The organism is Caldalkalibacillus salinus, from assembly GCF_016745835.1.
In the GTDB taxonomy this organism is placed as follows: domain Bacteria; phylum Bacillota; class Bacilli; order Caldalkalibacillales; family JCM-10596; genus Caldalkalibacillus_A; species Caldalkalibacillus_A salinus.
This window is the reverse complement of record NZ_JAERVL010000018.1, coordinates 30,958-42,643: the sequence shown is the minus strand read 5'-3', so window position 1 is coordinate 42,643 and position 11,686 is coordinate 30,958. Positions and strand designations below refer to the sequence as shown.

General features: G+C 43.8%; 12 protein-coding genes. 8 read left to right on the top strand and 4 right to left on the bottom strand.

Annotated features, from left to right (window positions below; all coding sequences use genetic code 11):
* Positions 1 to 11 precede the first annotated feature (11 nt).
* Both JKM87_RS11805 and JKM87_RS11800 read right to left on the bottom strand, forming a co-directional pair.
* Positions 12 to 1,586 (bottom strand): FAD-dependent oxidoreductase, encoded by a 1,575-nt coding sequence (locus JKM87_RS11805; protein ID WP_202080573.1) that lies wholly within the window; start codon positions 1,584 to 1,586, stop codon positions 12 to 14.
* A 221-nt stretch (positions 1,587 to 1,807) separates the two neighbouring features.
* Positions 1,808 to 2,347, bottom strand: coding sequence for a hypothetical protein (locus JKM87_RS11800; protein WP_202080572.1), 540 nt, complete (start codon positions 2,345 to 2,347; stop codon positions 1,808 to 1,810).
* A gap of 291 nt (positions 2,348 to 2,638) precedes the next feature.
* Here JKM87_RS11800 and deoD point away from each other — a divergent pair, with 291 nt between their 5' ends.
* The 4 genes from deoD to JKM87_RS11780 all read left to right on the top strand — a co-directional run bounded on the left by deoD (position 2,639) and on the right by JKM87_RS11780 (position 6,092).
* A complete protein-coding gene (deoD, locus tag JKM87_RS11795; RefSeq protein WP_202080571.1) occupies positions 2,639 to 3,343 on the top strand; it encodes a purine-nucleoside phosphorylase in 705 nt (234 codons plus the stop codon).
* 319 nt (positions 3,344 to 3,662) lie between these two features.
* Positions 3,663 to 5,006: a PepSY-associated TM helix domain-containing protein gene (locus JKM87_RS11790; RefSeq protein WP_202080570.1), complete on the top strand. Its 1,344-nt coding sequence runs from the start codon at positions 3,663 to 3,665 to the stop codon at positions 5,004 to 5,006.
* A 21-nt stretch (positions 5,007 to 5,027) separates the two neighbouring features.
* A complete protein-coding gene (locus JKM87_RS11785; RefSeq protein ID WP_202080569.1) occupies positions 5,028 to 5,483 on the top strand; it encodes a FixH family protein in 456 nt (151 codons plus the stop codon).
* A 192-nt stretch (positions 5,484 to 5,675) separates the two neighbouring features.
* Positions 5,676 to 6,092 (top strand): DUF4870 domain-containing protein, encoded by a 417-nt coding sequence (locus tag JKM87_RS11780; protein ID WP_236838786.1) that lies wholly within the window; start codon positions 5,676 to 5,678, stop codon positions 6,090 to 6,092.
* A 268-nt stretch (positions 6,093 to 6,360) separates the two neighbouring features.
* On the opposite strand, the gene JKM87_RS11775 is transcribed toward JKM87_RS11780, so the two are convergent.
* Complete coding sequence (locus JKM87_RS11775; RefSeq protein ID WP_202080568.1) at positions 6,361 to 8,286, bottom strand: nitric oxide reductase activation protein NorD; 1,926 nt, start codon at positions 8,284 to 8,286, stop codon at positions 6,361 to 6,363.
* Between the two features lie 4 nt (positions 8,287 to 8,290).
* Entirely contained in the window at positions 8,291 to 9,187 is an 897-nt protein-coding gene (locus JKM87_RS11770) for an ATP-binding protein (protein ID WP_202080567.1), read from the bottom strand.
* Between the two features lie 101 nt (positions 9,188 to 9,288).
* Between JKM87_RS11770 and JKM87_RS11765 the strand changes: the two genes are divergently transcribed.
* The 4 genes from JKM87_RS11765 to JKM87_RS11750 all read left to right on the top strand — a co-directional run bounded on the left by JKM87_RS11765 (position 9,289) and on the right by JKM87_RS11750 (position 11,606).
* Entirely contained in the window at positions 9,289 to 9,693 is a 405-nt protein-coding gene (locus JKM87_RS11765) for a secondary thiamine-phosphate synthase enzyme YjbQ (protein ID WP_202080566.1), read from the top strand.
* Positions 9,694 to 9,811: 118 nt separating this feature from the next.
* Positions 9,812 to 10,663, top strand: a complete 852-nt coding sequence (locus JKM87_RS11760) for a DUF72 domain-containing protein (RefSeq protein WP_202080642.1) — start codon at positions 9,812 to 9,814, stop codon at positions 10,661 to 10,663.
* Between the two features lie 17 nt (positions 10,664 to 10,680).
* Entirely contained in the window at positions 10,681 to 11,202 is a 522-nt protein-coding gene (mug, locus tag JKM87_RS11755) for a G/U mismatch-specific DNA glycosylase (RefSeq protein WP_202080565.1), read from the top strand.
* A 119-nt stretch (positions 11,203 to 11,321) separates the two neighbouring features.
* The gene (locus JKM87_RS11750; protein ID WP_202080564.1) at positions 11,322 to 11,606 is read left to right on the top strand and encodes a hypothetical protein; all 285 of its coding nucleotides are present in this window, start codon (positions 11,322 to 11,324) and stop codon (positions 11,604 to 11,606) included.
* Positions 11,607 to 11,686: the final 80 nt, after the last annotated feature.

Here is an 11,686-nt window from a genome sequence, read left to right as displayed (position 1 = left end):
AGTGGATGATATTAATAACCAGACTTATCTGATGTAAAGGTATCTAAGAAATCATAGTCCTCTTTTTGCAATGGCTTTTCTGCAGGGCCGTCAATGACCCCGCCCTCATAAGAGAATCTAGACCCATGACAAGGACAATCCCATGTTCGATCTCCATGATTCCATTCCACTTCACAACCTAAATGTGTACAGGTGGTGTCAACGACATGCACGGTTCCTTCTTGGTCCCTATAAGCGCCCTTACGTTTACCATTAATGGAGACAACAGCCCCTTCATCGCGAGCCAAATCTTCCACGCTCCCAGGTGGAGATTGGAATTTCCCACTGATGAGGTGACCCGCTACGTCTGCATTGATAGACAGGAACTCCTTAATGCTTGGATCGGCGTAGAGTCGTTGTGGTGAATACAATTCTTCAAACCGGTTGGACTTCCCTAAGACAAGGTCACTGAGGATGATTCCGGCAATCGTGCCATTTGTCATACCCCATTTCCTATAGCCCGTCGCCACAAGCACTTGAGGTTCGTCAGCACTCACTTTACCGATGTAAGGCACTTTATCCAGAGTGGTAAAGTCTTGAGCTGACCAGCGATACAAGATTTTTTCAATCCCTAATGTTTGATCAGCAAAATCTCGACATGACTCATAGTACGACAGTGTATCCTTACCTTGTCCTGTCTTATGATTCTCCCCACCGACAATGACCATGTCCTCACCTTGAATGGTGACCGAACGCATCGTGCGAGAAGGGGTATCGACGTTCAGGTACATGCCACCCGGATATTCTGTCTTTGGCTTGATAGCCAGTAGGTAGGAGCGTTCGACATACATCCGAGTCGAGAACAACCCTTTTCCTTCATAAAAAGGGATATGAGTACAAGCTAACACATGATTTGCGTTGACACGATGCCCATCACGGGTATGGACTATTCTGTTGTCTCCCTGGGTTTCAACGTTAACAGCGACGGTTTTTTCAAATATTTTTCCGCCTTTTTCTTGAATGTGACTAACAAGCTTCAAGAGATATTGTAAGGGATGGAACTGGGCTTGATTCCCCATCGCCAACGCTTTAGTCACAGGAATGTTAAAAGGGATGTCATCTAATAGCTCACCTTCTATATTAAGCTTCTGATAAGCCTCATACTCTTTTTCTAGCTTATCGGCATACTGTTCTGAAGTGGCATACATGATGGCATCCTGCTGTTTAAAGTCGCATTCGATGTTATATTCTTCAACGATATTCTGTATAAACCCCTTAGCTTCAGTGGCCGCCTCATAATAGAGTCTCGCTTTCGTTTGACCCATATGCGAGATCAGTTCATCATAAATCAGGCCGTGCTGGGCGGTGATTTTCGCTGTTGTATGACCCGTGGTGCCATTTAGGAGCTGATCAGCTTCAAGTAGCGCAACCTTTTTTCCTTCGTTCGTGAGCAGATAGGCAGCGGTGATCCCCGTTATCCCCCCACCCACGATCACAACGTCAACGTCTAAATCCTCTTTTAGAGAATTGAATTCTGGAAAATTGATATGGTCTCGCCAATATGGCTCTGGAAAGGGTGGTAGCTGATTTTGATCTATTTGTTCCATCAGATAGCCTCCTACAAGACTGGTAGCGTCTTAAAATGATGTTTACTGTTAACTTAACCAGCATATGGCAAAATATGCACATGTCAAAATCTTTTTCAACAGAACCCCTTGAACCATGTTTTATTTGACCCATAGGCAGGGAGGTTTTTGAGTACGGGAAGCAGAACCCCTTTCCATCTACGATGTTGTTGGATTAGTCAGCTATGCTCTTATAGCTTTCATTAGATTAAAAACACATGTATGCTTGCCGCTACAACAAACACAATCCCCGTATAACGATGTGATCGTCTACGTGCACCCGACGCTTTTTGCTTTCTGAGGTACCCCGTGACGAGTAAGGGGATGAGGGTCAGGATTGCCATGAAGCCCGAGGTCAGCTTAGGGTCCTTCCATACTGAGAAGGCATGGAGGTCATAGTGATGGTGAATAAGACTAATATGTAGGATGAGAAAGCTCAGGCCAAAGATCGCGCAGCTGATATGAAAGCGAATGAACAGCCTCGTAAAGAGCACCAGTCTGTATCTAAAACGTGAACGTGGGAGCCAGCGGATGGCAACCAGAAATCCATAGAGGATAAAGGCCAACAAAAAAAGTACTGCAGCCATTCTCCCCATTGTAATGGACAATGTCGATGGTGTTTTAGTCGCTCCAGCTATGATAAATGCCATGACAGGTAACATCCCTAAACCTAGGACCAGCATGGATTGTTTGACAGTCAACGTATATAATTGTGGCATCAAACGTGTCAGCCTCTTAAACATTTTACCGCTCCTTAATCACGCTTCTTTGTGTGTTGTTTTTGTAATACTGCTGAGGTCATTGGTTATGATCGCTTCATAGCAAGGACTAGAGGGACTGCTGGGGGATAGGTAAAGCTTTAGTTGAAAAAAGCGCTTGTGACAGTCTTATGAATTATGCGTTAATCTTATCATGTCTGATGGGATGATTTAAGCCAGTGCAGTTGATTTTCTGTGTGTTATTTTGCTAAACTTACTTCGATTAGGGTAAGATAATGGTTGTTAATAGTGAAGATTTTTTAGGAGGTTATGGAAATGAGTGTACATATTGGAGCAAAAAAAGGTGATATCGCAGATACGATACTATTACCAGGAGACCCGTTACGTGCTAAATTTATTGCTGAAAACTTTCTAGAGGACGTTGAGTGCTATAATGAAGTGCGTGGGATGTTAGGATTTACAGGCACTTACCAAGGCAAAAAAGTATCGGTGCAAGGGACTGGAATGGGAGTTCCTTCGATCTCAATTTATGTGCATGAGCTCATTAATGAGTATGGTGTGCAAAATCTCATCCGTGTGGGTACCTGTGGTGCCATGCAGAAAGATATTAAAGTGAGAGACGTGATCCTTGCGATGAGTGCCTCAACAGATTCTGGGGTGAACCAAAACTACTTTGGTATTGATTACGCGCCAACGGCTAACTTCGATCTCTTGAAAGAAGCGTATGATCGAGGTACAGACAGAGGCCTTTCAGTTAAAGTCGGTAACGTATTCACGAGTGACGTCTTTTACAATGATGATGAAGAAGCGACACAAAGATACGCTGATCACCAAGTTCTTGCAGTAGAAATGGAAACGTCAGCGTTGTATACCTTGGCTGCAAGATTTAATCGCAAAGCACTTTCCGTTTTAACGGTAAGCGACCATCTTATTACCGGTGAACAAACAAGTTCTGAAGAGCGTCAAAAGACGTTTAATGAAATGATTGAAGTCGCGTTGGACACGAGCCTTAAGTTTTAATCAGACCAAGTTTTTGATCAATCTACGTGAGTGCAGGTCTATACATGGTTATAAATACAAGGTAAAAGGCACCTATAAAAGGGTGCTTTTTACTAGGTCACTTTTCGTGTATAAGAATAATATTTATCGGTGTCCCCGTTCAGAGCTATAATCAATTTCTTTATATTGAAATATTGAAAAATTGACTTGCATAGCACGGTCCTCTCTTTAGGACTAAAAAGTGGCAGTCGTTTAACATATCGCTTCGGTTATACGCTATTAAATGAATAATGAGAATAAAGACAATTTAGGATCTAGATGGAAAGTGGGTATAGCAATCATGAGTAAAACACAATCAGGCACACTTTATGCCACGATATGGAGATGGCATTTTTACGCCGGGTTATTGATCGCCCCGTTTATATTTTTACTCACCTTATCCGGGGCTTTCTATTTATTCAAACCACAAATAGAAAACTATATGTATGATCAATTCTATCAAGTAGAAGACACAGGTGATAGAATACCGCCTTCAGAACAAATAGATACCGTGCTAGATCGTTATCCAGACGCAACCGTTACAGGATATCGTCCGGGTGAGGAATCTACGCGGTCAGCCGAGGTTCAGGTCATGCGAGATCATGAAGCAACAACAGTTTTTGTTAACCCCTATAACGGAGACATCATCGGTGAACTGCCTCAGAGTGACCGTTTGTTTGAGTACGTGAGCAGTTTTCATAGTGAATTTATGCTCGGGACCTTCGGTGATCGATTGGTTGAATTAACAGCTTGTTGGACGTTGGTCCTGATCCTGACCGGTTTATATCTATGGTATCCCAGAGGCCAGAAGAATAAGATATTCGGAGTCCTCATTCCTAGATTAAAGAAAAATAAAAATATATTAATGAGAGATTTACATGTGGTTCCTGGCGTTTGGGTATCGGCCGGGTTAACCTTTTTAATTATCACCGGTTTATTATGGACAGGCTTTTGGGGGGCGAATGTACAAAGCATCGCGACGAACAGTGGTACAGGCTATCCACCTTCAGTATGGGTGGGGAATGCCCCGTCGACGACAGTTCAAACAAAGGACATTGCCGATGTACGTTGGGCTGCTCAGAATTTACCTGTCCCAACGTCTGACATACAAGGCTACATTCCTGTTTCTATCGATGACATTGTTGAAACTGCGAATGATATAGGTGTCCATCCAACGTATGAAGTGATTTTACCGACCTCAACAGATGGGGTGTATACACTATCTGCTTTTCCTCCTAAAGCTAAAGACGAAGCGACCATCCATATAGACCAATATACTGGGGCAATCTTAGCAGATTATCGTTATGACCATTATGAACCAATTGGAAAACTCATGGCTTGGGGGATAACGGTGCATAAGGGATTGGAGTATGGGCTGGCCAACCAGATTGTTCTCTTTATCCTTTGTTTAGGCGTCATCGCTGCCATTATTTTTGGGATTGTCCTTTGGTGGAATAGAAAACCAGACCATCATATCGGGGCGCCGAAGATTCCGCAAGGGAAGACAGCAAAAGGTTTTATCGTATTGATGTTGATCATGGGGATTGTGTTTCCCTTAGTGGGACTATCACTCATCATCATTTTCCTATTAGATTGGTTTGTAATTCGTAAAGTAACAAAAATAAAGACGTTTTTTAATTCATAGAAGTGAGAGAAGGTGGTCTAGATGAAGGTAATCAGTCTATGTTTTATTACGATGGCTTTGGTTCTATCAGGTTGCTCATTAAACGAAGGAACTGAAAAACTCTACAAACAAGAGAATGTTCTTCAAGTGGACATTGTGGTGCCGCCAGACCTAAATGTGGGTCAACAATATGAATTACAGGCCAACTTCACGGAACGAGAGCGTGAGGTACCGGATATTGAAGAAGTAACATTCACCTTATGGAAAAATGGAGAGGAGAGTGAAGAACGTATCCTTTCAGAGGATGAGGGACAAGGGGTTTATACCATTCATACGAGCTTTGAAGAAGAGGGATTATACTTCGTAAAGGTCACAGCCAGTACAGAGGATTCTCGGGTGATGCCGACCAAACGATTGGTTGTAGGCGATATTTCAGAAGAAGATATGAACTCATTACCGACTCAGCAGCAGGACATGGACCATGAAGGACATCATTGATAATATGAGCTGAATGATGATAAAATGAGGAACTTAGGCTGATGATCTCTCTATTGATTAGGCTTAAGCTCATTTTCTCCTAAACATATAGAAAATGTTGGCATCAGGTGTCGGGTGTGCGTTATGATAGATGGGAACACCAAAATTGTTAGAAGCATCCATTATTTCGCAAGTGAAAGGAGGTACCACACTTTGGATAATCAAGACCATAATCAATCCTATGAGCAAGACCCAAACAATGGAATCGACCAGCATAATGGGGAAAGACACCTGTCTAAGGATGAACGTACATGGGGCATGCTAGCCCACCTCGCCGCTCTAGTCGGTTTAGTCATTCCTTTTGGCAGTATTGTTGGCCCGCTCGTCGTTTATCTCATTAAGAAAGAAGATTATCCTTTTGTCGCTGACCAAGGTAAAGAATCACTCAATTTCCAAATTAGTATGTTCATTTACTTTATTATTTCAGCTATCTTAGCGATTATCGTTATTGGATTCATACTCATGGGTATCTTATCGATATTTGCCATTATCATGGTTATCGTAGCCTCAATTAAAGCAAACGACGGTGTCTCTTACCGTTATCCACTGACGATCAGATTTATCAAGTAAGGTTCGTAATGGCGCATGCTCAGCGTCATGTTAAAAAGGATATCGATGACAAACTTAACGGAGACTTTGCACTTTGCCTCTAGTTGAGTTCAGCATAAAAAACCTCTTCTAAACCATATTATCAGGTGGTTTTGGAAGAGGTTTTCATATTCATTTGAGTATATGAATCGTTTTATATGAATCGTTTTATATGAATCGATTTATATGATCAGCAGATCATGTGCTAAAAAGGCTTATCTTTCGCCATTATTTATGAATCTTCATCCTCCTACACCATACGTCTGATGAGTAACTTTTTAAGCAGAGGGCCAAGCTGCTCCGTGAGTTGAGATACGTCATGTACGAGAAGGTGATGCTTACCATAGATCGCTTGCATGGCCTGTTCTTCGTGTTCACTGATCTGACCGTCAGCTAAAAACACACCGATCACATAGATCCCCATCTTTCTCGCTTCAAGCACCGCCTGGTACGTATCCATAATGCCGTTCTCATCGTAGTCAGCCGCCGCGGGCTCACCGTCAGAGAAAATGAGTAAGAAACGTTGCTGTTCGGAACGTTTGAGCAGCTGTTCCGATGTGACCCGAATAGCAAAACCATCACGATTATCCTCTTGTGGTTCCAGTTGTAAAATTTCCGGTCCTGTCAATGGATGAGTCGAACGATCAAAGGGGATGACGTCATGGAACATGTTCGGTTGATCCTCTTTTTTGACGCGATTGGCATCCTCCCAAAATCCTGTCACGGAATGAGGTACACGGATCGATTTTAATGTCTCATGAAATAACGCGATGCCTTGCTTTGTTTCTGCCATTTTGTTCATCATGGAAGAAGAGCAATCGACAAGGAGTGAGAAACACGCATCGAATGTTTGTTGATCCTCTTCCTTTTTGTAAAAGACACGTGGAAGATCGTCTGTGACGACTCGTAGGAGCTTCCGGTCTAAGCGGCCCCAGTGGAGCGAAGAACGAGGAGCGTGACGTTTATGCTCGATCGTTTTTTCCATCGTTTGCTTCAACCTTTGCTGTAATGGTTTAATCTGTTGCACGATCTCACGGTACGCTGTTTGTTCCTCTGTTGTAGGGGATGCCGCTTGTTTTTGAATGTAGCGGGCATAACGATTGGCTTCCCCGTACGGTGCCTTGTGTGTGGGGCCATGACCTGTAGCTTCTGCCTGAGCATCCGCTAGCAGCTCGACGTCATCATATTGCTTGTTTTTTGAACGCTTGGATTGCCCCTGAACTTCACCGTATACCTGATCACCTGACTCAGCCTCTCTTGCTGCATCTCCGTTGGCCACGTTCATGTTCGTCCCTTGATCGAGATCAAATTGTAGAAAGCTCTGAGTCGGTTCAGACGTTTCACCGTGCCAGGAAGGTAATGCGTCCTCTTCCCCTTCCTGTGTCTCTTCTTGCTTTTCATCTAGGATCGCTTCTCGTGTAAGGTCATCTTTTCTTTGGAGTGCATCGATGTCATCTTGAAGGTAATCGAGTATATCCTCTCGTATCAATTTAAACCATTCTTCTGAGCAATCCGTTTCTAACAATGCCTCAATCTTGTATAGACGGCGCTGGCAAAAGGCGAATCGTTCAGCCGTAGTAGACGTCTCATATAATGCGAATAGATCATCCGTCATAGGTTGTATGAGCTCGTTTAGTTTATCATCCGTGGGTGCACTCGGAAGTTCATTTTCAGCCGTCAAATAGAGGTAGATGAGACATAGGAGAGCATCTGCATACTTCTGACGGCTCGCGTACTGCTTATATTTTTCCTGGAAATGCTTACGATAGCGTGCTTTGCGACGGTCGAAGATACGCTTCATACCAGGCCTTGCGGCTACAGCATGATCCATCACTCGGAGTTGTTCGCACATCGCGAACCACTGTTTGGCGAAGGAAGGTCGGCTGTGTTTGTTAAATGTACGAATCGCCTGGAAAACGCTAGGAAGCTGAGTATAATAGTAGTGGCCAAAAGCGTACAGAAAGACATCGCTTTTCAGTCCCGCCACTTGCGCTTCCTCCGGTTCATTATCCCAAAAACGGCTTAAAAAAATCGTCTCTTCATACGGATCATAATGGGCGAGTAAATCATACTCGACACTCATTTGTTCATTTTTAGATAGTCCTGTTGCTAAATCAATTAGTTGCATTTGTAGAAAAGAATCGACTTCTCTTTCTACAAAAGATAAAAACTTCATATCATCAACTCCGAGTAAAGAGGGTATCGACAATGTTGGTCACAATCGCACGCTCTCGTTCATCTTCTAATTTGTCTGAGATCGCGCGTTGTATCGCTCGTTCTGGGGGAAGGTAAACGGCTAAGTCCGCAGCGTCAAGTAAGGCTCGAATGGAAGCCGCATCCTCCGATAACTGACCAGACTTGGTTTGAAAAATAAGGTCTTCCGATAGCTGCACGAACAGGCTTAACAATGAGTCGTCCTCTAATGCTGAATGTTCCTGAAGCAAGTCTTTGAGTTTATCCCCTTGGAGATAAGGGACATCAACAATCACAAAACGATTTTTCAAGGCTTCGTTCAATGGCACCGTCCCGACATAACCGACGTTAATGGCAGCGATGACACCGAATCCTTCCTTGGCTTGCACCACGTCACCCGTAAACGGGTTGGTGATACGCCTCCGATAATCTAATATGCCATTAAGAATAGGTAAGGTTTCAGGTTTGGCCATGTTAATTTCATCAATATAGAGCAGATGACCTTGTGTCATCGCTTTGATCACGGGACCGGGTACGAACGTAATTTCGGGCTGACCGTTATCGTGAACTAACGTTTTATAACCGATCATCGCTTCTGCATCTAGGTCAACAGAGCAATTGATCATATGCATCGGCTTTTCAAAGAGGGCAGAGAGCGACTCAGCAAGTTTCGTCTTACCTGCACCTGTAGGCCCTTGAATGAGGACGTTTTTCCCTAGTGCAACACTGATCACGGCATCATCGAATAACGCTTGCGAGGGCGGTGTATATCCAGATGAGCCTATCAATGCTCTGTCCTCGGGTGTGAGCTCCTCACGTTGTTTCGTTTTAATAGCACCTATTTTATCGATAATCGCTTGTGGAAGCGATGTTTGCTGTTGCATAAGAACACCTCAACTCTTTTATTCTCTAAATAAGCATGATAACATGCTAACATAAGGAAAGAAAGCATAAGCAATGATGAGCGGTTAAGGGGGAAATGAGAATGATCTACGAAAAATCATTAAGGACGACAAAGCGTGATGATTGGGTGGACATTACCCGTGAGATCCAACAGGTGATACAGCATGAGCGCTTGAGTGACGGTTACGTCATCGTATACTGTCCTCATACGACAGCGGGCATTACCGTTAACGAGAACGCAGATCCTGATGTTGTCAGAGATATGGTTATGCGCTTAGATGAAGTATATCCTTGGAACCACGCTGATGATCGACATGCAGAGGGGAATACGGCTGCTCACCTCAAAGCAAGTACCGTCGGAAGCTCACAAACCATTCTCGTCGACCATGGTCATTTATTACTAGGCACGTGGCAAGGGGTGTACTTTTGTGACTTCGATGGCCCTCGGACCCGTTCTTACTACATAAAAGTGGTTAGCACATCATAATAGTGAAAGTCTTTTGCATATACAATTTGAGCTGCGGGTTGGCTCGTTTTTAAGCCAAGTGTGACATTCAAAAAGTATGATGGTCACTTATATATCTACGAAAGTGAAGGATGAACAGATGATATCGATAGGTCTAACAGGTTGGGGCGATCACCAAACGTTGTACCCTGAAGGCACGAACCCTGGGAAGAAGCTGGAAGTGTACAGCAGTCATTTTCCTGTCGTGGAGATTGATTCGTCATTTTACGCCATACCACCTGAGAGGAATATACGTAAATGGATAGAAGAGACACCGAGTCGTTTTCAATTCGTTGTGAAAGCGTATCAGGGTATGACAGGACATCAACGGGGGGAGATCCCTTATGATTCTGTCAGCGACATGTTCGAGGCATTCTTGACCGCTATGGGTCCTATGGTTGAACATGACAAGCTTGCGGCCGTGTTGTTTCAATTTCCTCCCTGGTTTCACTGTACCAAGGAACACGTACAGTATTTACGCTTTGTCAAACAACGAATGCAAAACTTACCACTGGCTTTGGAGTTTCGCCATCAATCATGGTTCCGCGGGAATATGAGGGGAAAAACGCTAGCCTTTATGAAGGAAGAAGAATGGATACACAGTGTTTGTGATGAGCCACAGGTTGGAGAGGGTTCCATTCCAACGGTACTAGAAGCCACACATCCCGCACTGACCATCGTCCGTTTCCATGGGCGTAACGTGCATGGTTGGGTAAACCGCGGGCAACCGAATTGGCGTGAAGTCAGGTATCTTTATCGTTATAATCAAGCTGAATTACAGGAATGGCAGGGGTATATTGAGACGCTAGCGCAGGAGAGTAAACAGGTTATCGCTCTCTTTAACAATAACTCTGGCGGAGATGCAGCAGATAACGCCAAGCAACTTCAACAGATGCTGGGGATCGAGTATACAGGTCTATCTCCAAGACAACTTGATCTATTCGATTTATAGCAGGGGAGGGGGAGTAAATGTCACAAGCCAAACCGATACCGGACCATATTAACCACGGGTTAAACGTATTGTTCGTGGGTTTTAACCCCAGTATTCGCTCAAGTGAAACAGGACATCATTACGCCAACCCTCATAACCGTTTCTGGAAAATATTATATCAAGCAGGGCTCACCTCACGTCACTACAGGCCTGAAGAAGATGGAGAATTACTCACTCTAGGCTATGGATTGACCAATATCGTCGCCCGGCCAACAAAAGGGGCTGCGGATATTCTTAAGGAAGAGTATGCCGAAGGACGACACATTTTAAAAGAAAAGATAACGACCTATCGTCCCAGAGTGGTTTGCTTTGTGGGCAAAGGGGTATATCAGGCTTACAGTCGCAAACGTCAAAATATCCCATGGGGGCAGCAAGCCGATTCTACTGTTCCGAATGTCATAGATTTCGTTGCGCCTTCATCAAGTGGCCTCGTACGTATGAAAACGGAAGACATTGTAGCCATTTATCGCCAGCTACACCAGGTCATAACACCCAAGTAGGCTTTTAGCTTACCGGGGTGTTTATTTTTTGTGAATGAAAACATTCGATTCATTATTTTGTACGCTTCTAGCATCGGAAAGATGTGAAATGAACGTCAAGGCAGCAAGGAGTTGACACCGTGATCATCGGTCTATTATTAGTCGCACTATCCATCGCCTTTATCATAGAACTCATACGGAAATATATTCTACGTGTAGAAGAGGATGACATACACGAGTTGTGGCAGGCATTAGAAAAAGAAGCTTGGTTCCAAGTCCTTTTAACGGACGAACATGTAAAACCACATATAGTTAATATGAAAGATAATGGCATCCTCACCAATCCTGAGTATGTCAAAAAATTACTCGAACATGAGGGCACGAGAGAAGGGTTTATAGCGTATATCCAATCTAAGCGTCGCTAGAGAGTCACTTAGAGAATCGCTAATTGAAATGAAGCACATCGACGTGGGAGGCAGCGTAAAATATAGATAAAAAGCGCATC

What these genes read in the sequence shown, in the direction of transcription:
- JKM87_RS11805 (WP_202080573.1), bottom strand. Translation starts at nt 1,586, where the DNA reads ATGGAACAAATAGATCAAAATCAGCTACCACCCTTTCCAGAGCCATAT.
- JKM87_RS11800 (WP_202080572.1), bottom strand. Translation starts at nt 2,347, where the DNA reads ATGTTTAAGAGGCTGACACGTTTGATGCCACAATTATATACGTTGACT.
- deoD (WP_202080571.1), top strand. Translation starts at nt 2,639, where the DNA reads ATGAGTGTACATATTGGAGCAAAAAAAGGTGATATCGCAGATACGATA.
- JKM87_RS11790 (WP_202080570.1), top strand. Translation starts at nt 3,663, where the DNA reads ATGAGTAAAACACAATCAGGCACACTTTATGCCACGATATGGAGATGG.
- JKM87_RS11785 (WP_202080569.1), top strand. Translation starts at nt 5,028, where the DNA reads ATGAAGGTAATCAGTCTATGTTTTATTACGATGGCTTTGGTTCTATCA.
- JKM87_RS11775 (WP_202080568.1), bottom strand. Translation starts at nt 8,286, where the DNA reads ATGAAGTTTTTATCTTTTGTAGAAAGAGAAGTCGATTCTTTTCTACAA.
- JKM87_RS11770 (WP_202080567.1), bottom strand. Translation starts at nt 9,187, where the DNA reads ATGCAACAGCAAACATCGCTTCCACAAGCGATTATCGATAAAATAGGT.
- JKM87_RS11765 (WP_202080566.1), top strand. Translation starts at nt 9,289, where the DNA reads ATGATCTACGAAAAATCATTAAGGACGACAAAGCGTGATGATTGGGTG.
- JKM87_RS11760 (WP_202080642.1), top strand. Translation starts at nt 9,812, where the DNA reads ATGATATCGATAGGTCTAACAGGTTGGGGCGATCACCAAACGTTGTAC.
- mug (WP_202080565.1), top strand. Translation starts at nt 10,681, where the DNA reads ATGTCACAAGCCAAACCGATACCGGACCATATTAACCACGGGTTAAAC.